The sequence below is a fragment of the Sinobaca sp. H24 genome (assembly GCF_023845525.1).
On record NZ_JALBWT010000002.1, the window covers coordinates 91,383 to 117,675 of the forward strand.

The window sequence follows — 26,293 nt, forward strand, 5'->3', positions numbered from 1 at the left end:
GAGTATGATTCAACTACATTTAATAGTGCACTGAAGGGAATTAGTACTCTTTCTCTAAACAATCAGCGAGCGCAGGACGGTGAAAGCTGCGCAGTTTATGAAGACGAAGGCATCCTGGAGCATACTAACGAAGAGCGGCTTTCTGCTGTACGGCAGAGAGCAAGTAGGGTGGAACCGCGGAGCATACAACCGTCCCTATACCATAGATGTGGTATAGGGACGGTTTTTTATGTGTTTAAAAAGCAGTTATTCAATGGAGGGATTAGATGAACGTTCAGGATATGATTTTAACGCTTCAGAAATTTTGGTCTGATCAAAACTGTATTCTTATGCAGGCTTACGATGTAGAAAAAGGTGCGGGGACAATGAACCGATGACCTTTCTAAGAAGCATTGGCCGGGAGCCATGGAATGTGGCATATGTGAACCTTCAAGACGTCCGGCTGACGGCCGTTACGGAGAGAATCCGAACCGTTTGTACCAGCATCATCAATTTCAGGTAATTATGAAGCCGTCACCGCCCAATATTCAAAACTGTACTTAGAAAGCCTGGAACAGCTCGGAATTAATCCGAAAGAGATGACATCCGTTTTGTGGAGGATAACTGGGAAGCACCTACGCTTAGCGCATGGGACTGGGCTGGGAAGTCTGGCTCGATGGTATGGAAATTACCCAGTTTACTTATTTTCAGCAGGTTGGCGGAATGGAAGCAAGTCCGGTAGCCGTCGAGATTACGTATGGTATTGAAAGACTGGCTTCTTATATTCAGGATAAAGAAAACGTTTTTGACCTAACATGGGTAGACGGATTTTTATATGGAGATATATTTAAGCAGCCGGAGTACGAGCATTCCAAATATGCTTTTGAGGTAGCGGATGCAGCCATGCTTTTTAAAGAGTTTGACACGTATGAAAAAGAAGCAGCCAGAGCGCTTGAGGAATCACTCGTATTTCCCGCGTATGACTACGTGCTGAAATGCTCTCATACGTTTAATCTTCTTGATGCAGGAGGGGCGATAAGCGTGACGGAGAGAGCCGGCTACATCGGCCGGGTCAGGCGCCTCGCGAGAGAGTGTGCTTCGTCTTATTATCAGGAAAGAGAGCGCCTGCAGTTCCCGCTGCTTAACAAGAAGGAGGAGTCATCCAATGGCTAATAAAGACTATTTACTGGAAATCGGCCTTGAAGAAATGCCGGCCCGTTTTGTAACCGATGCAATGCTTCAACTGGAAAGCAGAACGGCTGCGTGGCTGAAAGATAAAAGAATTACCTATACAGCAATTACTTCTTTTTCCACTCCAAGAAGGCTTGCGGTCCGTATTGAAGGGGCAGCAGACTCACAGGAGGATATTGTAGAAACGAAAAAGGCCCTGCTCGCAGCATCGCACAGGCAGAGGATGGAACCTGGACAAAAGCAGCAATAGGATTTGCCAGAGGACAGGGATTATCTGAAAACGATTTATATTTGAATCGATCAAAGATGTTGAATATGTATTTGCAAAAAAGGAAGAAAAGGGCCGGGCAACGGCTGAACTTCTGCCGGAACTTGGAGCAGAAAGCTTCCAAAATGACTTTTCCGAAAAGCATGAAGTGGGGAAGCCATACCATGCGTTATGTGCGGCCGGTCCAGTGGATTGTTTCTTTGTATGGTACAGAGATTATTCCAATGGAAATGGCGGGAGTTAAGGCGGGCCGGGAAACAAGAGGCCATCGTTTCCTCGGAGCCGATACTGTTATTGAAAGCCCGGGCTTATGAAGCTGTACTGGAAAAAGAATGGGTAATAGCAGAGCCGTCCGAACGAAAAGAAATGATCAGAAAACAGATTGCCGCGATCGAAGAAAAAGAAAACTGGCTTTCCCTATCAATGAAGACCTGCTCGAAGAAATAAACAACCTGGTTGAATATCCAACCGCCCTGTCGGGATCATTTGATGTTTCCTATCTGGAACTTCCCCAGGAAGTGCTGATTACCTCGATGAGAGAGCATCAGCGCTATTTCCCGGTAGAAGATGAGAATGCACGCCTGCTTCCGAAATTTGTTACGGTGCGTAATGGAAACGAAGAGCACATTGAAAACGTACGAAAAGGAAATGAGAAAGTGCTTCGGGCACGGCTGGCTGACGGCAGATTTTTCTATGAAGAAGATCAGAAGCTTCCTCCTGAACAGGCAGCGGCAAAACTGGACAACATTGTGTACCAGGAAGGTCTTGGCACTATAGGAGATAAGGTTCGGCGCATTCAAGGGCTCAGTCTGGCTGCAGCCAAAAAAATCAGCCTGCCGGAAGAAGCGCAGGAAAATATCCGCCGAGGAGCGTTTTTATCGAAGTTTGACCTGGTCACGCTTATGGTGGATGAGTTTACAGAACTTCAGGGTATTGTCGGTGAGAAATACGCGCTGCTTGCCGGAGAAAATGAAACCGTGGCACGTTCGATCAGAGAGCACTACCTGCCCCGTTTTGCAGGAGACATGACGCCTTCTTCCAAAGAAGCAGCAGTTATCGGGCTGGCTGACAAAATGGACACCGTAGTAACAGCGTTTGGCATCGGGGCAGTTCCTACAGGCTCTCAGGATCCAAATGGTATTAGAAGGCATGCAGCCGGGGCAGTTGCTATTATGCTTGCTCAGGAGCTGCCGATCACGGTGGAAGGTATGATTCAGCAGACAATGGAAATCGCTGCAAAAGCAGGAGTGCTGAAACGTCCGGAAGAAGAACTGGCTATTGAACTTCAGGAATTTTTCAAACAGCGGATCCGCAACCTTCTGCTGGAGCGCTCCATCAGCCATGACGTCTGTGATGCCCTTCTTCAGGGAGACATTGGCTATATTTATATTTTAGTAAATAAAGCCGGCTTTCTGCAGGCGCAGAAAAATAAAGCTTCGTTTAAAGAGACGGTGGAAGCACTCAGCCGTGTCACCAATATCTCCAAAAAAGCCGAATTGGACGCTGCACCCGTACGTACAGAGCTGATGGAAAACGATCAGGAGAAGCAGCTGATGAAAGCCCATGAAGAGCTTGCAGCCTCCCTGCCGTCCCTGCTCCAGGATAACAGCATGGAAGAGGCGCTTCAGGAACTTGAGAAGCTCTCTCCTTATATTAATGACTACTTTGAGCATGTGATGGTGATGAGCGATGATGAAGCTGTAAAGCAGAACCGTCTTGCGCAGATGATCCAGCTGTCCGGGCTTATCCAGACCTTTGCTGATTTCAGGTATCTCGTATTTACCGAGTCGTCAGACTAGAGAAGTCTGCGTAGTCAGCGCCGGTCCAATAAGATATAATAATAGATAGAGTAGCATAGCATGTCGTATGTTATGAAGGCGGTGTTGACCATTCAATTATCAAAAAGACAGGAATTTATAGTAGATATAGTAAAAGCAGAAGGACCGATTACCGGAGAGCATATTGCAGATAAGCTTTCTCTTACGAGAGCGACTCTCCGGCCGGATCTGGCAATTCTTACGATGTCCGGGTACCTCGATGCAAGACCAAGAGTCGGCTATTTTTATACAGGGAAAACAGGCACGCAGCTTCTTAACGAAAAGATCAAGCAGATTACGGTAAAGGAATATCAGTCAATCCCGGTAGTCGTAAATGATGCAAGCTCTGTATATGATGCGATTGTAACAATGTTTCTTGAAGACGTTGGACACTCTTTGTTGTAGACGGAGCATCCTCTTTAACAGGAGTGCTTTCCAGAAAAGACCTGCTGCGTGCGAGTATAGGCAAACAGGAGCTTGAGGCCATGCCGGTAAGTATTATTATGACTAGAATGCCTAATATAACGGTCTGCCGTAAAGACGACTTAATTATAGAAGTGGCCAGTAAACTGATTGAAAAGCAGATTGATGCACTTCCTGTTATTAAAGATCAGCAGGACGGAAAAATGGAAGTAACGGGAAGAGTAACAAAAACAAACATTACAAAGCTGCTTGTTGACCTGGCACATGATGACATGTAAAAAACGCGTCAGGCATCTGGAAAGGGAGGAACGATGGTAAAAACTAAATCAAGACCAATTGTATATGTAGTGTCTGATTCCGTTGGAGAAACGGCTGAGCTTGTAGTTAAGGCTGCTGCCAGCCAGTTCGGGGAAAAAGGAATGGAAATCCGCCGCATTCCCTATGTAGAGGATGAGGGCACTATTGACGAGGTAATTGAACTGGCAAGAGAAGCGCACGCTATGATTGCTTTTACGTTAGTGATTCCCGATAAAAATAAATACTTACTGGACCGGGCGGAAGAAGCCGGAGTAGAAACTGTAGATATTATCGGACCTATGCTCGACAAAATGGTGAACATGACCAACACCCAGCCAAAATATGAACCAGGGCTTGTCTACCGTCTGGATGAAGATTATTTTCGTAAGGTTGAAGCAATTGAATTTGCGGTAAAATATGATGATGGAAGAGATCCGCGCGGCATTATGAAAGCAGATATTGTTCTCGTCGGCGTGTCCCTACTTCAAAAACCCCGCTTTCCCAGTACCTTGCCACAAGCGGCTGAAAGTGGCAAATGTGCCTTTGGTACCTGAAGTAGAGCCGCCGGAAGAGCTTTACAAGATTCCCCCTGAAAAATGTATCGGCCTGCGGATCAGTCCGGAAAAGCTTAACAACATCCGGGCTGAGCGCCTGAAAGCATTGGGTCTTCGGGCAGAAGCAAGCTATGCAAGCCTGGACCGTATTAACCAGGAGCTCGTCTATTCCGAAAAAATAATGGAAAAAATCGGCTGTACGGTGATTGATGTGTCCAACAAAGCCGTAGAAGAAACAGCCAATTTGATTTCCAATATGTTTCAAAAATAATGACTAACTGCTGCCGTGCTTATCAAATGCCGGCAGTTGTTTCATATTCACATGGAGGTGGTATCTATTATTATTTATACGGACGCAGATGCCTGCCCTGTAAAGGAAGAAATTGATGCACTGGCAGAAGCCCGGCAGATTCCATCGTTGTTTGTACACAGCTATGATCACGTCTCCTCCAAAACCTATTACTCAAAAGCTGTGATGGTCGACATCGGACCGGAGGCGGTGGATATGTATATTATGAATCACATCGGAAAAAAGACGTTGCAATAACGCAGGACCACGGTCTTGCTGCCCTGCTTCTGCAAAAAGGAGCCGCTGTACTTTCTCCGAAAGGAAGAGTCTTTCGGAAAGACGAAATAGATACACTTCTTGCCGGCCGATATGAAGGTCTTCTGATTAAGCAGGGAAAATTGAAGAAAAAAGGCCCGCCGCCGTTAAAAGCTGCTGATAAAAAACATTTTAAAGAGTCGTTTGCCTCTTTTCTGGAGTCAGGGCAGAGCGGTGCGACCGAATAGGCTGCGTATAAAGGAAGAGGATAGAAAATGGCACAACGTATTCCTGAACAAGTAATTAATGAAATCCGGGACTCTCTGGATATTGTTGATGTAGTCAGCGATTATGTATCGTTGAAAAAACAGGGCAAGCACTATTCAGGGCTGTGTCCTTTTCATAATGAAAAAACACCGTCATTCACCGTGTCGTCAGATAAACAGCTGTATCACTGCTTTGGCTGCGGAGCCGGCGGGAATGCGATCACTTTTGTAATGGAAAAAGATAATCTGCCGTTTGTAGAAGCGGTGGAAAAGCTTGCCGGTAAAGCTAACATAGCGCTTCCGGAGCAGTCGGGAACGGCTTATCAAAAGGAAGAAGATGCCAGTCCGCTCTGGGAAGCCCATGAACTTGCTGCAAGATACTATCACCACCTGTTAATGAATACTGAACAGGGAAAAGAAGCTTATGATTACCTGCTGAATAGAGGAGTAACGGTGGAGCAGATGGAAACCTTCCGCCTCGGTTACGCTCCGAATCAGCCGAGAATGCTCAAAGAACTTCTGGAGAAGCGTGAGTTTGATATCGAAGAGATGGTCGACGGAGGACTTCTTTTCAGACGGGAATCCAGCTGGGATATATATGACCGGTTCCGCCATCGTATTATGTTTCCTATTCATAATGCCAAAGGGAAGGTAAAAGCTTTTGGAGGAAGATCTCTCGGCGAGCAGGAACCTAAATATTTAAATTCACCGGAAACCTCCATATTTTTAAAACACGAATCCCTATACGGCATTCACTTGGCCCGCGGACCGATACGTAAAAAAAATCAGGCGGTTCTGTTTGAAGGGTATGCCGATGTTATTGCAGCCTCAGGCGCCGGAGTGACAAATGGCATTGCTGCGCTGGGTACTGCTTTATCCGAAAGGCAGGTACAGTGGATCCGGAGAAATACAGATCAGGTTCTTTTATGCTACGACGGCGATGAAGCGGGACAGAAGGCCGCATGGAAGGCGGGTGCCCTGTTTGAAAAGGAAAAGGTGAACGTTCAGGTAGCCCTGCTTCCTGATAAAGTGGACCCGGATGATTATATTAGAAAACACGGCAGTGAAAAATTCAAAAAAGATATATTAAATTCTTCTGTATCGATTACTTCCTTTAAAATGAAATACCTGCGTAAAAATAAAAATCTTAATAATGAAGGAGATAAACTTGCTTACGTCGAAACCGTAATAAAGGAAATTGTAAAACTGCCGGGTGCTGTAGAACAGGATATTTATTTAAGACAGCTTGCAGAAGAATTTTTTTATCACTTGATGCACTTAACGAAGAGAAAGAACGATTAGCCCGGACACGTCAGGAGCCAGTCCGGCCGCCCTCTTCTTATATGGAGGAACCACCGCCTCCGCCTGTGCAGGAAACTTCCTCGTATAGAAAAAATCAGCTGCTTCCGGCTTATATGAACGCAGAGAAGCAGCTGCTTGCCCACATGCTGCAGAATAAAAACACAGCATTTCGAGTACAGGAGGTACTGGCGGGGAATTTAACTTTGATGCCCATATGGCCGTTGCTGCCCATCTTTATGCTTTTTATGCAGATGGGAACGAGCCGGATCCTGGTGAATTTTTATCGTATTTAGAGGACGGGGAGCTCAGAAATATTGTGTCGGAAATATCTCTTCTTGACATTCAGGCTGATTTATCGGAAAATGAAATGTCTGACTATGTGTACCAGATTAAAAGATACCCGGAAAGGGTATTAGTTAAAGAGAAAGAACGAAAAATTAAAGAAGCTGAACATCGAAAAGATTATGAAACAGCCCTGAAGCTTGCTATGGAGCTGTTGGAGCTTCGTAAATCATCAGGATTATAAACAGCGGTTCTTACAGGCTATTCCTCTTTCTCCATAAAGGAAAATAGCCCTATTTTTTTGCAGGCAGTTTATTGGAATCCACTGGCAGAGATATGCTAAAATCGACTTCCAACTGCATTAGAATAATGATTGATAGAGATAAATAATGGAAGTAATGAGACGATCGGAAGGAGGGGATCGAATGGCTGAGAAACCAACCCGCCCACTGGCGGAAGGCGATATGTCCATCGATCAGGTAAAAGAACAATTACTAGAAGCAGGTAAAAAACGCGGAAATTTGTCCTATGCGGAAATTTCTGAGAAACTTGCCCCTTATGAGCAGGATTCAGAACAGATGGATGAATTTTTGAATATCTCGGCGAACAGGGAGTAGATATTCTCAATGAAGGGGAAGAAGTTGTTCCGAGCATGGATCGTGTAGCCAAAGAGGAAGAAATCGACCTCAATGACCTGAGCGTTCCTCCCGGCATTAAGATTAATGACCCCGTTCGTATGTATTTAAAAGAAATCGGCCGGGCACCTGCTTTCAGCAAAAGAAGAAGTATCCCTGGCAAAGCTTATTGAAGAAGGGGACGAAGAAGCAAAACGCAGACTTGCAGAAGCAAACCTTCGTCTTGTCGTTTCGATTGCAAAGCGTTATGTAGGACGCGGCATGCTCTTTCTGGACTTAATTCAGGAAGGCAACATGGGACTCATTAAAGCAGTAGAGAAGTTCGACTACAACAAAGGATATAAGTTCAGTACCTATGCTACATGGTGGATCAGACAGGCCATTACCCGTGCGATTGCCGACCAGGCCAGAACGATCCGCATACCTGTGCACATGGTGGAAACAATCAATAAATTAATCCGCGTACAGCGTCAGCTGCTTCAGGATCTTGGACGCGAGCCTTCTCCGGAGGAAGTATCCAAAGAAATGGATTTGACGCCGGATAAAGTAAGAGAAATTCTTAAAATCGCCCAGGAACCGGTGTCACTTGAAACACCAATTGGGGAAGATGACTCTCATCTCGGCGACTTTATTGAAGACCAGGAAGCTCTTGCTCCATCCGATGCTGCGGCATACGAGCTTTTGAAAGAACAGCTCGAAGACGTGCTTGATACGCTTACGGATCGTGAAGAGAATGTACTGCGTCTCCGTTTTGGACTTGATGACGGCCGTACGAGAACGCTTGAAGAAGTCGGTAAAGTATTTGGCGTAACCAGAGAAAGAATCCGCCAAATTGAAGCAAAAGCCCTTCGTAAACTCCGTCATCCAAGCCGGAGCAAGCGCCTGAAAGATTTCCTGGATTAAATAACGATGAAAAAGCCGCCTGCCGGGCGGCTTTTTTTTATGTACAGCCTGATGTTTCTTCAGCTGTCTGGTTTCTAATATGTATTCGCTCTCATAAATATTGGTTTTAGTCTTTTTAAATTGTTCAATATAAAGTAAAATAAAAAAGAATACGTATACATGATTTGATACATAGTGAAGAGGGGGAGAGTGTGTGAAAAGAAAACCGCTTATTCCATTTTTATTAATCGCTGTACTTGGACTCCTTTTAACACTTGGTCTATCCTTTATTGGATTGAGCGAGCAGGCAGAAAGAGAAGCAGAAGAATCTGGAGAAGCTTCGGTAGAAGACGATCCGGTCGCCTACGGAGAAGATCTGGTAGCTGAAAACTGTATTTCCTGCCATGGTGAAAATCTGGAAGGACAGGGAGAATTTCCAGCTATTAATAACGCAGCATCTAATTATTCAGCTGAGGAGATTTCTACAATTGCCCAGGAAGGTATAGGAGATATGCCTGGAGGGATTGCAGCCAATGCAGAAGAAGGCGATGCAATAGCAGAATACTTAACGTCGCTGGAAGAATAAACAAAAAGAGGGGAAGCCTTCTTTTTGTTTTTTTTATGCAGAGAAAACAAGGGTATATGGTACGATAATAAAGGATCTATACATAGAAAGGAAAGCAGATATGACGAATATAGCACTATCCAAAAGACTCGCTGCGATTGCAGCATTTGTAAAAGAGGGCGCCGATGTAGCTGATATCGGAACCGATCATGGCATTCTGCCGATTTATTTATGCCGACAGAACAGCTCACGAAAGGCTGTAGCCGCTGACCTTCGTGACGGACCGCTTGCAGCAGCGAGAAAAAATATTCAAAAGCACCATATGGAAGATCGGATTGAACTCCGACTGGGAAGCGGCGTGTCCGTTTTGAAAATGAAGATCGTATTGACACAATTATGATAGCCGGAATGGGAGGTCCTTTAATTGTTTCCATTCTCGAAGACGGCAGGGACCTGGTAAACAGCCTTCCCTCCCAGCTGGTGCTGCAGCCGAATGTAGCAGCGGTGGAAGTCCGGCAGTGGCTGTTGACAATAACTGGGAGCTTATATGAATGTATTATAGAAGAAGACAATCACTATTATGAAATCCTTACCGCCCAAAAGGGAGACCCTGAAAAACCGTACCGGCAGGCAGCCATAAGCAGGGAGCGGCCCTGCTGTTCGGTCCATTTCTTTCTGTTAAAAAAGAACCAGCTTTATAAACCAGTGGAAAAGGGAACAGGAAAACTGGGAATCCATCAGCAGACAGGTAGACAGGGCAGAAAACAAAGAAGAAGTCAAAAAAAAAAAAGCTCCTGCAGCAAAAGCAGGAGTGGTACAGGGAGGTATTTTCATGAGCGGAGAGGTAAAGGACAAACTGTCATTGATGTGTTTGAAGAATGGTCGCCGCGTACGTACGCTGTAGAAGGGGACCGGGTCGGCCTGATGGTCGGCATGCTTGATAAACCGGTGAGCCGGGTGCTGGTCGCATTAGACGTTACGGACGAGGTGATCGAAGAAGCGATCTCTGCAGGAGCTGAGCTGATTATTGCGCATCATCCCTTGATATTCCGTCCTTTGACAGAAATTGATACGGCTCATGGCCAGGGACCGCTGATTGAAAAAGTGCATTAAACATGATATTGCTGTATACGCCGCTCATACCAATCTCGATATTGCGCCGGGAGGAGTAAATGATATGATGGCGGATGCTTTGCGTCTTCAACATGTGGAAGTGATGGTACCGACACAGACAGAAAACATGAAAAAAATTGTCGTCTTTGCTCCGGATTCTCATGCGGCCGCTATCCGTAAAGCTATAGGAGATGCCGGGGCCGGGAATTTGGGAGACTACAGCCACTGCAGCTTTTTTGTGGAAGGCACGGGCACTTTCATGCCGGAAGCTGATGCAGATCCATTTATTGGAGAGTCCGGCCGTCAGGAATATGTAAAGGAAATGCGCATAGAAACCATTGTGTCTGAATCAGACCTCAGCCGTGTGAAACAGGCAATGCTTGATGCCCATCCTTACGAAGAGCCTGCCTATGACGTTTATTCATTAGATGTAAAAGGCCGCGAACTGGGATTGGGAAGAGTCGGCCTGCTGCCGGAAGAGATGACGATAGAGGCTTTTACCGACTATGTAAAGCAGCGGTTTAACGTGCCGACAGTTCGTATTGTAGGAGACCGGAATAAAAAAGTCAGGAGAGTGGCGCTTCTGGGCGGGGACGGTAATAAGTACTGGAAGCAGGCGCTTTCTAAAAATGCTGATATTTATCTAACCGGAGATATTTATTATCATACCGCTCAGGACGCAATGCTGGACGGTCTAAGTATGATAGACCCCGGGCATAATGTTGAAAAAATTATGAAAGCCGGTACAAAGCGTTATATGGACGAGTTGAAGGATAAGCGTATAGAGGGTGTTGAATGGATTGCTTCTGAAGTGTCGTCAGAGCCATTTCATTCATATAAAAAAAGAGGCCGAAATGGCCTCTTTATTTTTTCGCTTTTACTTTAGGAAGGATTTTTGATCCTTCTACTTTTTTCTCTGTTTTCCACGTAGTGGGATCGTTTTCGTCGTACTGCTGTAAGAAAGTAATTACTTCTTTTGTAATAGGGGTAGGGGTGATGCACCGGACGTTACGCCTATTTTTTAATGCCGTGAAGCCAGCTCAGCTGCAGTTCGCTGATATCGGAAATACGGTAAGCCGGGGTATTGGCAATTTGTTCAGAAACCTGGGCAAGACGGTTGGAGTTATTACTTTTCGGATCCCAACAACGAACAAGCTCGGTCTGGCTCGCCTGTTCAGCAACAGCTTCCTACGGACCTGGGTAGCCATGCAGATTTCATTATGAATAGATGCTTTAGGATACTTTTCCATTGCACGGTTCATAATATCGGAACATCCCACTGACTCATAGTCGTCTGATGGTAATAATATATTTTTTCAGATTGAATATTGAGGTCTCTACGTCATCCAGCGTTTCCACAAGGTGAACGACGTCAGGTGCCACTCCGATAGCGCCTTCAGGCTCCGGGTGTCCTTTTTTGCCTACATAAATAATATCATATCCTTCATCACGCTTAGCGCGGATCAAGTCGTGCGTTCTCGTAACATCAGGGCAGGTGGCATCGACAGTTGTGAGCCCTCTTTCCTGAGCAATCTGGCGTACTTCAGGTGATACACCATGTGCCGTGAAAATAACGGTTCCGTGATCTACCTGCTTTAAGATTTCTACACGATTTTCTCCGTCCAGTGAAATAATGCCATCCTCTTCAAAAGCATCTGTAACATGCTTGTTGTGAACGATCATTCCCAGGATATAGATGGGGCGCGGCAGGTCCAGGTTGCTTGCAGCCTGTCGTGCCATACCATCGCGTCAACCACTCCGTAGCAATAACCGCGGGGTGAAATTTTTAATACTTCCATAACTGCCTCCTCTGAAACATACTTCCGTTATCTGTTCCGGCTGTTTTTCCGGGCCAGGGTTCTCCATGCATTTAGCATGTCCTTACAGTATACTAGCTTCCTTATAAAATGAAAAGCAGGACGAAGTAGAGAATATGGACAGGAACCCTGTGAAGAAGCGCAGTTTATGATAAAATAGGGGTCGGTTCAATAGGATACCCACAGGGTAATCAAAGACGGAGGAACAAACATGAATATGAAAGCTTTTGAGCAATACAAACTGCCTGCTTTTCTAATAGAGGCATTGGAGAAACAAAAATTAAATTCTCCTACAGACATTCAGGAAAGGCTGATTCCAGCTATTATAAATGGTAAAGACGTAATTGGGCAGTCCCAGACGGGTTCCGGAAAAACGCTGGCATTTCTGCTGCCCATCATAGCGAGAATTGAGCCTGACGTAAAAGAAGTCCAGGCCGTTATTACTGCACCGACAAGAGAACTTGTAGAACAGATTAATAAAGTGCTGAAGGGACTGCTTGCTGACCAGCCGGAAGACCGGGTTATTACGTCCCAGCGTGTAGTCGGAGGGTCAGACCGCAAGCGTGACATTGAAAAGCTGCAGAATACCCCTCATATTATCGTTGCGTCCCCGGGGCGTTTACGGGACATGGTAAAAACCCAATCCGTCGATATTCACCGCGTAAAGATGCTCGTTATTGATGAAGCAGACCAAATGCTTGATATGGGATTTATTGAAGAGATCGATCCCGTGGCAGCTTTAATGCCGGATACGCTGCAGATGATGGTCTTTTCCGCTACCATTCCAGAATCGCTGCAGCCATTTTTGAAAAAATATATGACCAATCCAAAGCACGTGCACATTGATCCAAAGTCCGCTGCGCCAAGAGAGATTAATCATTACTTTCTTCCTCTCAAGCACAAAGACCGTACGGAAGAAACGGTACGCATCGCTTCCTCGATACAGCCTTACTTAGCGATAGTATTCGCTAATAAAAAGGAAGAAGCAGACGAGGTACATGCAGCTTTTCTGGAGAAAGGGCTGAACGCAGACCTTCTCCACGGCGGCTTATCACCAAGAGAAAGAAAACAGGTGATGCGCCGTGTTCACAGTCTGGAAGTGCAGTACCTGATTGCTACCGATCTCGCCGCACGCGGAGTAGACATCCCGGGAATTACGCATATTATCAACCATACACTTCCTACCGATTTAGAGTATTATGTCCACCGTATCGGTCGTTCAGGCCGTGCGGGGCTGAGCGGAGAAGCCTATACGCTTATTGAAAAAGATGAGCTGGCCTCGCTTCAAAAACTTGAAAAAAAGGGAATCAAGTGTGAATTGGTTGAGCTCCGCAAAGGGGAGTTCGTTAAAACAGTAGACCGGAAGAGTTTCCGGCCGCCTCTCAAAAGCAGGAACAAAAAGCCGTACCTAAAAAGCCTAAACCAAAAAACGTAAAGCCGGGCTACAAGAAAAAAGCCCAGCAGGAGCTCAGCCATCAGCAGAGCCGTGAAAAAAGATTAAATAAACGCAAAGATAAGCGCTGATAAAGGAGAAAATTTCCCATGCTACTAGGATCCCATGTTTCCATGAGCGGCAAAAAGATGCTGCTCGGTTCGAGCGAAGAAGCCGCCTCTTATAACGCTACGGCTATGATGATATATACAGGAGCTCCGCAGAATACCCGCCGCAAAGCTATCGAAGACCTGCAGATCGAAGAAGGCGCAAAGCATATGCAGGAAAATGGCATTAAAGAAGTAGTTGTGCATGCCCCTTATATTATTAATATCGGCAACACTACAAAGCCGGAAACGTTTCAGCTGGGCGTTGATTTTCTAACGTCTGAAATACAGCGGACTGAAGCGCTAGGTTCAAAACAGATTGTTCTGCATCCAGGCGCCCACGTCGGTGCAGGGCCGGAAGCAGGAATTAAAAAGATTATTGAAGGGCTGAATGAAGTCATTGTGCCGGAGCAGAACGTGCAGATTGCGCTTGAAACGATGGCCGGTAAAGGCTCGGAATGTGGAAGAACATTCGAAGAGCTCGCAGCTATTTTCGATGGGGTTCATCATAACGACAAATTATCGGTCTGCTTTGATACCTGCCACGTCCATGATGCCGGCTACGATATCATTAATGATCTCGATGGAGTGCTGGAGTCGTTTGACCGCGTGATCGGATTGGACCGCTTGAAAGTGCTCCACATTAATGACAGCAAAAACGACGTTGGTGCCCATAAGGACCGTCATGAAAATATCGGCTTTGGTTATATTGGTTTTGAAGCCCTCAATAGAATTGTTCACCATGAGAGATTTACAGACATTCCAAAGATATTGGAAACACCTTATGTCGGAGAAGATAAAAAAAAATAAAAAACCGCCGTACCACCATGAAATCCAAATGTTATCCAAACAGTCTTTTAATGAGAATTTAAAAGAGGAAGTCATGGCGCAGTAAATGCAGCGGCGATATAAAGAAAAACAAAAAGTCAAGGAGCCGCTGCGGCCCCTTGACTTTTTTCGTTAGATCCGGTAAAACCTTATAGCGAGAGAAAGAAACCTAATCCGGAGCACAAAAAAGCACAAAACAGGGGCTTTACCGTGAGTGTAACGAGTGAATTTTCGATACTGGCGATCCCATTTTTGTTCATGCTCAGCGGGATTGAAAAAGAGCAGGTTCATAATCATTTAGACGTACTGGATGAAAAACAGGAAGATCTGGAGCGTGCAGAAAAAATCGAAACGGAAGAAATTTTTCCGGAAGAACTCCAGCCGATCAGCAGCGAAATGACGTATCACGAATGGAAAGCCGCAGAAGACGAAGCGGAAGATTTTTATGAAAAAAGCGATGGTCTTTTCAAAAAAGACTGGGGAGTGTTTATGTCTTATCACGCTCATAACAAAGACATTGATCCAGCCATCGTTTACGAACTGCTCAGTGTAGAAACGGGCGAAACGTTTGATCCTGATCTGGTAGGACCGCAGACGAAATATGGACGCGCCTATGGGATGGCCCAGTTTATGACTAATACGGGGCCATGGATCGCAGATATGGCAGATATTGCTTATGAAAAAGACTTTCTCTACAATCCTTATTATTCCATGCGTTTATCCGTAGAGTATCTTGATTATCTGCACGACAAATACGATGGGGACTGGAATAAAGCCTTAACAGCTTATCACCGCGGCGTGGCAGGGATGAGTGCCTATGTCGAAGAGCACGGGGATGCAAAGAGCTGGTATGCCGTTGAGATACAGGAAAAAGCGGAAGACAGGGAACTTGTTGCTAAAGAATAAAATGTAAAAGCGTTCCAGCATAGTGCCGGAACGCTTTTTTGTCGTATCATATTTACTCTCCGTCGGAATCTACAAAGCGGGCGGCCCAGTCATGAAATAGCAGCTGGCTGTTTACCGGCTTATGATCGGATGAGACATAGTGGTAGACCCCGGTATTGTCCTGGTATCTTGCTTTCACATTATCTTTTAAATATGTTTCCAGGATTTTTTTCAAGCGTTTTTTTTAGAGTTTGAGAATACCGGAAACATAATTTCGATGCGTTTGTCCATATTTCTAGTCATCCAGTCCGCTGAGGATAAGTACATTTTTTCTTCTTTGTGGGAATGGAAAAAGAATATACGGGAATGCTCCAGAAATCTTCCTATAATACTGATAACGTGAATATTCTCACTGACTCCTTTTATGCCAGGTTTTAAGCAGCAGATACCCCGGATAATCAGGTCAATCTTCACGCCAGCTGCCGAAGCTTCATAAAGTTTTAAAATAAGGGGCTTGTCTGTTAATGAATTCATTTTTGCAATAATGCGGCCGTCTCCGTGCTTTTTTTGATAGGCGATTTCCCGATCTATTAACGCCAGCAGGTCTTCCCGAAGATCGGTCGGAGCCGTCGATATCTGATTCCATTTCGGCTTTTTCGTAAAGCCGCTGATGTGATTAAAAAAGTTCGTAGCGTCCTCGCCAAATGAGGTATTCATCGTTAGAATCCCCATATCCGTATACAGTTTGGCTGTCGAATCATTATAATTTCCCGTACCTAAATGAACGTAGCGTTTAATTTTTCCTTTATGCTCTTTTACTACGAGCGTAATCTTGCTGTGCGTTTTGAGACCACTTACTCCAAAAATAACATGAGCGCCGGCTTTTTCCAGCTTTTTCGCCCAGATAATGTTGTTCTCTTCATCAAAGCGCGCTTTAAGTTCTACGAGCACGGTCACTTGTTTTCCGTTATCCGCTGCCTCAAGCAAAGCCTTGATAATCGGGGAATCACCGCTTACCCTATAGAGCGTCTGCTTGATAGCCAGAACTTCAGGGTGATGTGCGGCGGCGGTAATAAAGTCTACGATCGGCTGAAATGATTCATAGGGATGATGAAAAAAAAGATCTTTTTTTTCAATGGCTTCAAAAATATCCGGTTCATCAATAAGATCTTCCGGCGTCTGAGGGATCAATGTCTCATCGACAAGGTGTTCGCGTTCTTCTGATAAATTGGAATACAATCCAAACAGAAAAGAAAGATCGAGCGGGCCGATAGTCCGGTAGACATCGTCCTCATGCACGTCCAGGGTCTGTACGAGGTAGCGCAGGGTTTTTTCGTCCATCAGCCCCTTCTGGTACTCTAATCGAATAACAGCCCCCCAGCGTCTTTTCTTTAATTCTTTTTCTATTTCCTGCAGAAGGTCCCGGGCTCCCTCTTCGTGAATAGTTAAATCGGCATTTCTTGTAATTCGGAATGGAGACACGCTGATAATATCATAGCCTTTGAATAATTCCGGCATATACTCCATTAACAAATGCTCGAGAAGCATAAACCGTTTTTCTCCGGAGGCAGCAGGCAGCTCAATAAACCGGGAAAGCACGGCAGGGATCTGAACGATCGCAAAGCTTTCCGAATGATCACCATCCTGTTTATGCTGAAGTCTCACTGCCAGATGGAGAGATTTGTTAAGAAGCATAGGGAAGGGCCTGGAGCTGTCCACGGCCATAGGAGTCAGCACGGGAAACACATAGCTCCGGAAATACGTTTCCACATACGACTGCTGGCGGTCACTCAGCTCCTGCATCGTTAATATTTGTATGCCTTCTGTGTCCAGCAGCGGAAGGATGGTTTCGGTGAAAAAGATATCCTGCTTCTGGACGAGCGCAGCTGTTCGGTTGGTGATTGCTGCGAGCTGCTGCTTAGGTGTCATGCCTGCTTTGTTTTCAGGGCGGTTGTACCCGGCTTTAACCTGATCTTTTAAACCGGCGACCCGCACAGAAAAAAATTCATCCAGATTGGAACTGAATATAGCAAGAAACTTAAGCCGTTCCAATAAAGGAGTTCTTTCATCTACTGCTTCCTGAAGAACTCTTTCGTTAAAGGAAAGCCAGCTTAATTCTCTGTTGTTATAGTAGGCAGGAGAACTGAAATCAATAGATTGTTTTTTTGAAGGCGTCATAGGCTGATCTTCCTTTCTGCAGACGGCTTTTCTCCATCTATAATGGTCCTGGAAACGTAAAAAAGGCTCCAGAACAAACATTAGCACAGCAGTGTAAATGCCGTATAAATATTTGATTACAAAAAGTGAAGAGTAATGGAGCGGTCAAGGACTTTTTCCAAATGCTTTTTATGTTTTTCACTTTCATCATTTCAAATACGGGAGAAACGTCATCGGCACTGTAAAAAGTAAAGTGCAGTTCTTTACGCTGTTTTTCAATATCAAGGCGCTCGATTACGTTGCGGTTCGTGCGGTTGAGCGCATAAGCAAGCTTTAATATACTGCCGAGAAGCTCATACTGTGCGAGAAGCTTATCGTCTATCTGCTGTTTAAATGGTTTGGAAAAAGAATGCAGCCATGATTTCGATTTAAAGGACGCGATAAAAGCCATCGCCATTCGATCCCTGTGCGAAATGCCGTCAATGGAACGGTTCGTTAATAAATAAAACGTATGCTGGCTGCTGGCTTCGTAGCTTATATATTCCCCTATATATAAGACGTTTACACTTTTTCGCAGTAATTCCTGCTGATTATTTGCAATGAGCTCCTCGGGAAGATGCGGAAGCAGCTGCGTATACAAATGATCGGCAATAAATCCTACCTGCTCTACGTTGACATTATTGATTTCAAACTCTTCTTTCAGCTGATAAAAGCTTTCTTCTTCAACTTCTATCGTTTTAATTTCCGGATGTTCTTTCTGCATTTCTTCCATTAATAATCCGTCGCGGAGCCCTTTGTTGCTCATCATAAAATAAGGGGCGCTGGTGTATTCAATAAGGGATTGAATAATAACGGCAGCCGGCAGAATTGTATCAGAGCGGTCTTTGGATAAGCCTTCAATGGAGTCGCGCTTTTCTTCCGGTGTGTCGGACAGCAGATCGATAACAGACTGCATCTCGTCTGGCACCATCGTGTACTGATGCAGTCCGGAAAGAGGATAATCGATGGACGCCTGATGAATTAAGGACAGATTACGGGCACTTCCTCCTATGCCGACAATCGGAAGATCCTCAGTAGAGAGGAGCCAGGGCAGGGTTTTAAATTCATTTTTAGCTTTTTCCTTAACGGCTTCCAGTGCCTTATGTTCTTTTTTATAAGAATCCACAAACTCTTTTTTCAGTGTTAGAGCACCAAAAGGAAAGCTGTGGGAGTGAATAATCTTTTTGTCTTGAAATAACGTAATTTCTGTACTTCCGCCGCCGATATCAACGGTAATGCCGTCATTTAGAAAGGTAGACTGCTGCACTGCCAGAAATCCGTAGTAAGCTTCTTCATCTCCGCTCAATACCCGGACCGGCATGTTTGTTTCATCTGTAATAAACTGGATAATCTCTTTGCAGTTTGATGCATTCCGAATGGCAGCTGTTGCTGCTGCCTGAACGGTTTCCACCTCATGAAAATCAATTACTTCCTGAAAACGGAGAAGCACAGACCGAAGAATACTGAAACCTTCATCCGTTAAATTATTCTGCTCGTCCATATGCGAGCTCAACCGGGCCACTTCTTTTACGTTATGTAATTCCCTCAGTCCGCGTTTGCCATTCATTCCGTGGATAACCATCCGGATCGAGTTGGAACCAATATCAATAACAGCTATTTTTTTTAACATAGTATTGTCTCCTTTTTCTTCTTATAATACAGTATGACAGGAAGCTGCGAATATTTACATCTCTCTTTTCCTCCTGTATACTTGATTAGTCAAATCGTAATGATTCTTAATGAATGAACATTAACTAAAAGGGGGAGGAGCCTCCAGATGAAAACTACTATTTCTGTACCAGCTTCTATTATTTCTGTTGATCAAGTTTCTTTCTATTATACAAACCAGCCCGTGCTGGAAGACATTACGCTGCATATAAAAAAAGGCGATTTCCTGGGCCTGGTCGGACCAAATGGCTCCGGTAAGTCAACGCTCGTTAAAATTCTGCTGGGTCTGCATGCCCCGGAGAGCGGAACCGTTCAGCTGTTTGGCACTCCTGTAAAAAAATTCAAATCATGGGATCAAATCGGCTATGTATCCCAAAAAGCCAACAGTTTTAACAGCGGCTTTCCAGCTACCGTATTTGAAGTCGTAGCCATGGGCCTGTATGGAAAAATCGGTTTGTTCCGTTTTCTGAAAAAAGCGCATAAAGAAAAAATCAAACAAACGCTTTCGAGTGTCGGCATGCTTGAATTTAAAGATAGAAATATTGGAGAGCTTTCCGGCGGCCAGCAGCAGCGGGTTTTTATCGCAAGAGCGCTGGTCAGTGATCCGGAAATACTAATTCTCGATGAGCCGACGGTCGGTGTGGATACAGCTTCGGTGCAGGCTTTTTATGAGCTGCTCAGCCATCTGAATAAAGAAAGAGGCATTACGCTTCTGCTTATCACGCATGATGTAGGAGCTATGACAAGCTACGTCACAAAGGTAGCCTGCTTAAATAAAAGCCTTCATTTTCACGGCAGCACAAAAGATTTTGAAGAAAGCGATATGTCTTCTTTGTACGGCCATGATGTGCATTTGCTGACTCATGAGCATGGGGGAGGCGGGCACTAAATGTTTGATCTGTTTTTTCAGTATGAATTTTTACGCAATGCATTTTTAGCCGGCATTATTATTGGATTTCTTGCACCGGTACTGGGCGTGTTTATCGTTGTACGCCGGATGGCGCTCGTAACGGACGCTCTCTCCCATATTACGTTAACCGGAATTGCGTTTCATTTACTGCTGAGCCAGAGCGCTGTATTCCTGCAGGCCGTAAACCCTTTATATATGGGCATGGCTTTTTCAGTAGGCGGTTCAATTTTAATGGAGAAGCTGCGTCATGTATATAAACATTACCAGGAAATAGCGGTGCCGATTATAATGTCTTCGGGTATTGGACTAGGTGTTGTATTTATTTCTCTGGCAGACGGTTTTAACAATGATTTGTTTAATTATTTGTTCGGCAGTGTTCTTGCAGTGACGCCGACTGATTTAACAGCTATTACCGCTGTGCTTGTTGTAGTGGTAATCCTGCTTGTTTTATTTTATAAAGAACTGCTGTTTTTGGCGTTTGATGAAGAGCAGGCGAGAGTCAGCGGAATACCAAATAAATGGCTGAATTTCCTGTTTATTGTTATGACGGCTCTTGTGATCGCTTCCTCGATGAGAATTGTCGGTATTTTACTAGTCTCTGCTTTAGTGACGCTGCCTGTAGCAGCTGCTATTCAATTATCAAAGAGCTTTAAGCAGATGTTTATATATTCCATTATTATCGGTGAGGTATCCGTTATAAGCGGTCTGATTTCCGCTTTTTATCTAAATGTAGCTCCAGGTGGAATGATCGTACTTATCGCTCTCGGCATTCTTCTCCTTGTAATAGGAAGCCGGAAAGCTGGAGGTATGGGAGTACGGAAGCTGCGCGGCAGAAAAACACTGGAATGGCGAAAGGCATAGGCTTTCAATTGTCGCCTCGGTTTATTTCCTGTAAAATATACGTATAGAAGAGTTGATATCATGTTAGAGTTATCATTTATAGAACGCGGAATTGTTGCTGCCCTGCTTGTAGGTGCCATCGCCCCCATGGTCGGTGTGTTTCTTGCCGTCAGGCGGTCTACGATTATTTCAGAGTCGCTTTCCCATGTTACGCTCACAGGGATTTCAGCAGGTGTGCTGATGGGGCAGGTTTGGACTGTTACCGACATAAGTCCGATGTATACGGGATTTTTATTTGCCCTGCTTGGTTCCCTGCTGATTGAAAAACTCCGCCAAATATACGATCGCTTTCAGGAGCTTGCCGCTCCAATTATTTTATCTGCCGGGGTGGGACTGAGTGCAGTGATAATGAGTGCCTCCGGCAGCGGCTATACAGAATGGTATGAATATCTCTTCGGAAGTATCGTATCGGTCCGGATGGAGGATCTTTGGTTTATTATTGCTACAGCCGGACTGGTTATTCTGATTTTAGCTTTATTTTTTAAAGAGTTTGTTTCTGTCTCATTTGATCAGGAATTTGCAAAAGTTTCCGGAATTCCTTTGAAAAAAGTAAATTTTTTGTTTTCGTTATTAATAGCGCTTGTGATCTCCATGTCTATGAAGGTGGTAGGTATTTTACTAGTTGGAGCGCTGATTGCTCTTCCCGTAGCCGCCGCGCTGAACGTAGCCAAAAGCTTTAAAAAGCTTCTTCTGCTCAGTGTCCTGTTTGGGGAGGCGGCCGTTCTGGCAGGGGTTTATTTTTCATATCAGTTTAATATTGCTACCGGAGGTATGATTGTTGTGCTTTCCGCTGCTCTTCTGCTTGCGGTATTGGCAGGAAAGCGGCTGAAGTCTATGAGAAAAAGGGAGAGATTTGCATGAACGTAGAACAGGCGTTGAACCAGTTAAAAAAAGATGGATTTAAATATACAGGCAAACGGGAACAGATGCTGGAACTGTTTTCCAAAGAAAAGCGGTATCTATCCGCGAAGGATGTACTCGTGGAACTTCAGAAAAATTACCCCGGCGTAAGTTTTGACACGGTGTACCGGAATTTATCACTGTTTGCAGAAAAAGAAATATTGGAAATGACGGAGCTGGACGGTGAGAAAAAATTTCGTTTCAGCTGTGCGACGACGCAGCATCACCATCATTTGATCTGTTTAGACTGCGGCAAAACAAAGCATATTCATTCCTGCCCGATGGACTGGCTTGAAGAAAACGTAGAATCTGATTTTGCCGTTACATCCCACAAGTTTGAAATATACGGCTACTGTGAAGAGTGCCAGGCAAAGTCAAAAGTGACCGCATAAAAAACAGCGCACCCATCAGCCGGGTGCGCTGTTTTTCTGTAAATAAAATGCCCCGCCGGGTCCATCCCGGCGGGGCATTTTATTATTTAGTAAGGGAAGCTGCTTTTTCTGCTTCTTTTTTATAATGTTCTTCTGCAATTTTGTCGACTTCTTTTTTCAGTTCATCGACCATTATTTCTTCCGGCACTTTACGGATGATTTCTCCGTGGCGGAAGAGAAGACCTTCGCCGCGGGCACCGGCAATACCGATATCGGCTTCACGGGCTTCACCCGGACCGTTTACGGCGCAGCCGAGCACGGCTACTTTGATCGGTGCTTTAATCGTGGAAATATATTCTTCTATATCATTGGCAATGCTGATTAAGTCAATTTCAATGCGTCCGCAGGTAGGGCAGGAAATAAGAGTGGCTGCATTCGCCGCAAGACCGTAGGTTTTTAAAAGCTCCCGGCCTACTTTAATTTCCTCCACAGGGTCTGCACTTAAAGAAATACGCATTGTATTTCCAATACCCATATTCACAATAGCACCAAGGCCTGCTGCACTCTTTACCGTACCGGCAAAAAGGGTGCCTGACTCGGTAATACCAAGGTGAAGCGGATAATCAAAAGCTTTAGAAGCCTTTTCGTAGGCTTCAATAGCCAAATGAACATCAGACGCTTTCATCGATACGATAATATCATGAAAATCCAGTTCTTCCAGAATACTGATGTGATAAAGGGCACTTTCTACCATGCCGTCCGCAGTAGGATAGCCGTATTTATCGAGAATTTTCTTTTCAAGTGAACCGGCGTTTACACCAATACGAATAGGAATGCCTTTTGCTTTAGCCGCTTTTACGACTGCTTCCACTTTTTCGCGTTTTCCGATATTACCTGGATTGATGCGTATTTTATCTGCGCCGCCTTCGATAGCTTTAAGCGCGAGGCGGTAATCGAAATGAATGTCTACTACTAATGGAATAGTAATACGCTTTTTTATTTCAGGAATAGCCTCGGCTGCACGCATGTCTGGACATGCTACGCGGACGATTTGGCAGCCTGCTTCTACTAATCGGTCAATTTCTTTGACAGTTGCTTCTACGTCATGTGTTTTAGTCGTTGTCATGCTTTGAATGATGATCTCATCATTGCCGCCAATAACCAGATTTCCTACATTTACTGGTCTTGTTTTGGAACGATGCGTTACTTGGCTCATGTATCCATTCGCCCCTTCAGATTAATAAATTTTTCGGTCCAGTCTAAAGCATGTATTGTCCAATACACACCAATCGTAACCAAATCTTATGCATTGCCATTGTATCAGCGTTTGAATCTGTTTGGCAAGCATATCTGTTTAAAGGTTGTTTTGAGCTTCTTTTTCCTATCAAAAGTGTAACCAAATAAAAAAAGCATCGACTAATGGTATGGAACACAAATGTTCCTGTACACATAAAAGGCAGGAGGGAACTGCCTGCACCGTAAAAATGCAGAAAACAAGCACGATCATAAAAGGAGAGAACAACATGAACAGAAAAAAAACATTCACAGCGGCGGGAGTTGCTGCAGCAATTATGCTGACGTTTCCAACAGCGGGAGCTCTGGCTGACTCAGCAGAGGGAGATGAAATTATCACTCTCGGCGAAGATTTAACAACAGAACAACGGGATCAGCTGTTAAACGAAATGGATGCAGGTTCTGAGGTGGAAACGATTACGGTATCCAACGAAGAGGAGCATGAATACCTGGGCGATTACATGAGCGCCGCCGATATAGGAACAAGAGCTCTTTCCTCCGCTAAGATTACAACTGCGGGGTCCGGTGACGGAATTGATGTGGAAACGACCAACATAACAAAAATATCAGAAGCTATGTACGCCAACGCAATGATCACTGCAGGTGTGGAAGATGCAGAAGTGTATGTAACAGCACCTATGGATGTATCGGGAACCGGAGCCCTTACTGGTATTTTAAAAGCATACGAAGTACAGAATGATGTAACCATTCCGGAAGAGCAAAAGCAGGTAGCCAATGAAGAAGTAGTTAAAACAGCGGAGCTTGGTGAAAGCATCGGCACTGAAGAAGCAACGGAGTTAATCACGAGAGTTAAACAGGAGATCAGCGAACAGAATATCGAAAGCTCTGAAGATATCCGTGTTCTGATTCAAAATATTGCGGTGGACATGAATATCGAATTAACCCAGGAGCAGACAGATGGTCTGGTATCTCTATTCGACCGGATGAAAGACTTGAATGTTGACTGGAATCAGGTACAGGATGAAATCAGTAAAGTTCAGGATAATATCGGCGGATTTGTAAATAGTGAAGAAACGCAGTCTTTCTTTGCAGGTTTTCTGGAATTTATTAATGGCATTATTGATTCCCTGTTTGGTGGTTCCGAGGAACCGGAATCCAACAGCTGAATAAACTAAATATAGTAGTAAACATGTGGGAGAGTCTTTTAAGAGACTCTCTCTTTTCAATGAAAAGAGCAGTCTATTTTAAAAATATTTCCAATATAAAAAAGAGATAAATTGAATCTGAAACCTAACAACGGTAAAATCGTAGTATATAGACAACCAGATGAAAACGAAGGAGCTGAATGGAATGGAATGGCTCGATCAGGCAAGCGTCGGTTTTATCGTCGTCTTTCTCGCGACATTGTTTCTTATAGGTGAACTGCTCGTAAAAAAAAGGGTTTATTCGGTATTTTGGGACTGGCCTTTATTACATTATATTTTGCTCATCATATTGAAGGGGCAGCCAGCATATGGATTTTAGCTTTGTATGCCGGCGGGTTGATGCTCATTATTTTCGATGGCAAAGTGACAGGGGATGGCACGTTCGGAGTAATTGGCATCATTCTGATGAGTTTGAGTGTAGCAGTTCCTACTCCGGGTATTTTGTACGGAGTGCTGGCGGTATTCGGATTTCTGCTCGGTATTGTCGGGGCGCTTGTGTTTTTAAAAGTCTTTCCAAGAAGAGGACTTTGGGACAAGCTTACGCTTAAGGATAAGCTCAGCAGCGATTCGGGTTACAACTCCATGAACGAGTCCTACAAGGAACTGATCGGTAAAAAAGGAAAGGCCCTTACTGCTTTCAGGCCGACAGGGACAATTGAAGTAGAAGGAGAGCGTTACAGTGCCACCAGCGGCGGCCAGTGGATAGAAGCCGGAGTCGACATCGAAGTGGTGTCTGCCGACGGTACAAGAATTTTAATTAAAAAGATGGAGCAGGCTTCACAGACTTCTTCTTAAAAAAAAGCAGCAGAACGGCATCTAAGCCGGACTGCTGCTTTTTTTCGGGCGGGGGAGAGAGCGGAAGGCGCGGTAAAGCATAAAAAATGCTATAACCCAGTAAATCGTGAACACTGCCGGTATTTGAAATGGAAACAGATCCAAGAGCGCAATAATCATAGTCGGCAGCGTGACCGCAAAAGCACTCATGGTCCAGATAAATCGATAACTTAACGGAATAGGTGAAGTTTTTCGAATCATCAGCCCAAACACGGAAAGCGCAAATATACCAATAAATTTAAGTGTTGTATTTAATAAGTATAATCCAACAACAGCCACAGGGATCAAAATATAAAATACATCCTGCAGGGAGGCGGCCAAATTAGACAGCTCCTGCTTTGTAAAAGAAATACTGCCTGCCTGGCTGTAGGAATAGACCTGGCTGTTATCGCCCGAACCAATTACTACTTCTTCCTGAAGAAGCGCCGACTGGCCGGACGAAGCTATTTCTTCAGCTGTGACTTCGCCGCTAGGGTCAAATATCAGCTCCCGGCCGCCTTCGCCGATAGTCTGCGGACCTTCTGCTTCGCTTATAAGCTCTCCATTTTCAATACTGAAATCGGGAACATCTTCCTGCAGAAGGGTATCAAGTTCATCCGATACATGTGAAAGTGACTGGGACAAAGCGATACCAGCTGGTATACTGGCAAGGGCCATCAGGAAGAAAATATAAAGAATTGTCTTGGTTATTTTTTGAAAACGAAATCGTGCAATGTGAAGGGGGGAATATAAACTTTTAATAAATAGTTGAATCATGGACATCTGCCGCCTCCTTTGTAGTCTGCGAGGCTTATTCTAAAGCAAATGGAAACAAGCCACAATATGGCCTGGATAAACGGCAGAAATAAATGAAAAAATAAAATGTAAT

Annotated in this window: 15 protein-coding genes and 11 pseudogenes; 21 read left to right on the forward strand and 5 right to left on the reverse strand. The window is 44.6% G+C overall.

The window, feature by feature from the left end; all coding sequences use genetic code 11:
* The first annotated feature begins 266 nt into the window (after positions 1–266).
* The 12 genes and pseudogenes from MMY81_RS33785 (at position 267) to MMY81_RS03625 (ending at position 11,004) form a co-directional block, all read left to right on the forward strand.
* Entirely contained in the window at positions 267–377 is a 111-nt protein-coding gene (locus tag MMY81_RS33785) for a glycine--tRNA ligase subunit alpha (protein ID WP_308215208.1), read from the forward strand.
* 28 nt (positions 378–405) lie between these two features.
* A pseudogene (locus tag MMY81_RS03575) lies at positions 406–1,152 on the forward strand (glycine--tRNA ligase subunit alpha).
* Positions 1,153–1,213: 61 nt separating this feature from the next.
* A pseudogene (gene glyS / locus MMY81_RS03580) lies at positions 1,214–3,237 on the forward strand (glycine--tRNA ligase subunit beta).
* A gap of 72 nt (positions 3,238–3,309) precedes the next feature.
* Positions 3,310–3,956 (forward strand): annotated as a pseudogene (gene ccpN, locus MMY81_RS03585) (transcriptional regulator CcpN).
* A gap of 33 nt (positions 3,957–3,989) precedes the next feature.
* Positions 3,990–4,800: pseudogene (locus MMY81_RS03590) on the forward strand (pyruvate, water dikinase regulatory protein).
* Positions 4,801–4,851: 51 nt separating this feature from the next.
* Positions 4,852–5,321, forward strand: a pseudogene (locus MMY81_RS03595) (YaiI/YqxD family protein).
* A 27-nt stretch (positions 5,322–5,348) separates the two neighbouring features.
* The gene (gene dnaG, locus MMY81_RS03600) at positions 5,349–6,641 is read left to right on the forward strand and encodes a DNA primase (RefSeq protein ID WP_252311684.1); all 1,293 of its coding nucleotides are present in this window, start codon (positions 5,349–5,351) and stop codon (positions 6,639–6,641) included.
* Between the two features lie 214 nt (positions 6,642–6,855).
* On the forward strand, positions 6,856–7,167 hold the full coding sequence (locus MMY81_RS03605) for a hypothetical protein (protein ID WP_252311685.1): 312 nt from the start codon (positions 6,856–6,858) through the stop codon (positions 7,165–7,167).
* Between the two features lie 181 nt (positions 7,168–7,348).
* Positions 7,349–8,461: pseudogene (gene rpoD, locus MMY81_RS03610) on the forward strand (RNA polymerase sigma factor RpoD).
* Positions 8,462–8,654: 193 nt separating this feature from the next.
* Positions 8,655–9,026, forward strand: coding sequence for a c-type cytochrome (locus MMY81_RS03615; RefSeq protein WP_252311686.1), 372 nt, complete (start codon positions 8,655–8,657; stop codon positions 9,024–9,026).
* Positions 9,027–9,126: 100 nt separating this feature from the next.
* Positions 9,127–9,563 (forward strand): annotated as a pseudogene (locus tag MMY81_RS36220) (class I SAM-dependent methyltransferase); the annotation flags it as partial.
* 309 nt (positions 9,564–9,872) lie between these two features.
* Positions 9,873–11,004: pseudogene (locus MMY81_RS03625) on the forward strand (Nif3-like dinuclear metal center hexameric protein).
* On the opposite strand, the pseudogene MMY81_RS03630 reads toward MMY81_RS03625, so the two are convergent.
* Positions 10,982–11,917 (reverse strand): annotated as a pseudogene (locus tag MMY81_RS03630) (4-hydroxy-3-methylbut-2-enyl diphosphate reductase). The pseudogenes MMY81_RS03625 and MMY81_RS03630 sit on opposite strands and share 23 nt — an antisense overlap.
* A gap of 229 nt (positions 11,918–12,146) precedes the next feature.
* On the opposite strand from MMY81_RS03630, the gene MMY81_RS03635 reads away from it, so the two are divergent.
* The 3 genes and pseudogenes from MMY81_RS03635 (at position 12,147) to MMY81_RS03645 (ending at position 15,208) form a co-directional block, all read left to right on the forward strand.
* Positions 12,147–13,370, forward strand: coding sequence for a DEAD/DEAH box helicase (locus MMY81_RS03635; RefSeq protein ID WP_252311687.1), 1,224 nt, complete (start codon positions 12,147–12,149; stop codon positions 13,368–13,370).
* 107 nt (positions 13,371–13,477) lie between these two features.
* Positions 13,478–14,369: pseudogene (locus MMY81_RS03640) on the forward strand (deoxyribonuclease IV).
* Positions 14,370–14,512: 143 nt separating this feature from the next.
* Entirely contained in the window at positions 14,513–15,208 is a 696-nt protein-coding gene (locus MMY81_RS03645; protein ID WP_252311688.1) for a lytic transglycosylase domain-containing protein, read from the forward strand.
* Positions 15,209–15,260: 52 nt separating this feature from the next.
* Here the strand turns inward: MMY81_RS03645 and MMY81_RS03650 are convergent.
* Together MMY81_RS03650 and MMY81_RS03655 are read right to left on the reverse strand one after the other, a co-directional pair.
* Positions 15,261–17,365: pseudogene (locus MMY81_RS03650) on the reverse strand (RNA degradosome polyphosphate kinase).
* Between the two features lie 37 nt (positions 17,366–17,402).
* A complete protein-coding gene (locus MMY81_RS03655; RefSeq protein WP_252311689.1) occupies positions 17,403–19,013 on the reverse strand; it encodes a Ppx/GppA phosphatase family protein in 1,611 nt (536 codons plus the stop codon).
* 147 nt (positions 19,014–19,160) lie between these two features.
* Between MMY81_RS03655 and MMY81_RS03660 the strand changes: the two genes are divergently transcribed.
* Genes MMY81_RS03660 through MMY81_RS03675 form a run of 4 tightly spaced genes read left to right on the forward strand, consistent with a single transcriptional unit; the run spans position 19,161 to position 22,153 of the window.
* Positions 19,161–19,940, forward strand: coding sequence for a metal ABC transporter ATP-binding protein (locus MMY81_RS03660; RefSeq protein ID WP_252311690.1), 780 nt, complete (start codon positions 19,161–19,163; stop codon positions 19,938–19,940).
* Complete coding sequence (locus MMY81_RS03665) at positions 19,941–20,822, forward strand: metal ABC transporter permease (protein ID WP_252311691.1); 882 nt, start codon at positions 19,941–19,943, stop codon at positions 20,820–20,822.
* A gap of 60 nt (positions 20,823–20,882) precedes the next feature.
* On the forward strand, positions 20,883–21,722 hold the full coding sequence (locus MMY81_RS03670) for a metal ABC transporter permease (protein ID WP_252311692.1): 840 nt from the start codon (positions 20,883–20,885) through the stop codon (positions 21,720–21,722).
* A complete protein-coding gene (locus tag MMY81_RS03675) occupies positions 21,719–22,153 on the forward strand; it encodes a Fur family transcriptional regulator (RefSeq protein WP_120193397.1) in 435 nt (144 codons plus the stop codon). The genes MMY81_RS03670 and MMY81_RS03675 overlap by 4 nt, the downstream gene beginning before the upstream one ends.
* A gap of 82 nt (positions 22,154–22,235) precedes the next feature.
* Here MMY81_RS03675 and ispG read toward each other — a convergent pair whose 3' ends face one another.
* Positions 22,236–23,348, reverse strand: a complete 1,113-nt coding sequence (ispG, locus tag MMY81_RS03680) for a flavodoxin-dependent (E)-4-hydroxy-3-methylbut-2-enyl-diphosphate synthase (protein WP_120193396.1) — start codon at positions 23,346–23,348, stop codon at positions 22,236–22,238.
* Positions 23,349–23,655: 307 nt separating this feature from the next.
* Here ispG and MMY81_RS03685 point away from each other — a divergent pair, with 307 nt between their 5' ends.
* Both MMY81_RS03685 and MMY81_RS03690 read left to right on the forward strand, forming a co-directional pair.
* Positions 23,656–24,552 carry a DUF1002 domain-containing protein gene (locus MMY81_RS03685; RefSeq protein ID WP_252311693.1) on the forward strand — a complete coding sequence of 299 codons (897 nt, stop codon included), beginning with the start codon at positions 23,656–23,658 and terminating at the stop codon, positions 24,550–24,552.
* Positions 24,553–24,840: 288 nt separating this feature from the next.
* Positions 24,841–25,386, forward strand: a complete 546-nt coding sequence (locus tag MMY81_RS03690; protein WP_308215209.1) for an NfeD family protein — start codon at positions 24,841–24,843, stop codon at positions 25,384–25,386.
* 21 nt (positions 25,387–25,407) lie between these two features.
* Here the strand turns inward: MMY81_RS03690 and MMY81_RS03695 are convergent, their stop codons facing one another.
* Complete coding sequence (locus MMY81_RS03695; RefSeq protein ID WP_252311694.1) at positions 25,408–26,187, reverse strand: DUF1189 domain-containing protein; 780 nt, start codon at positions 26,185–26,187, stop codon at positions 25,408–25,410.
* Positions 26,188–26,293 lie beyond the last annotated feature (106 nt).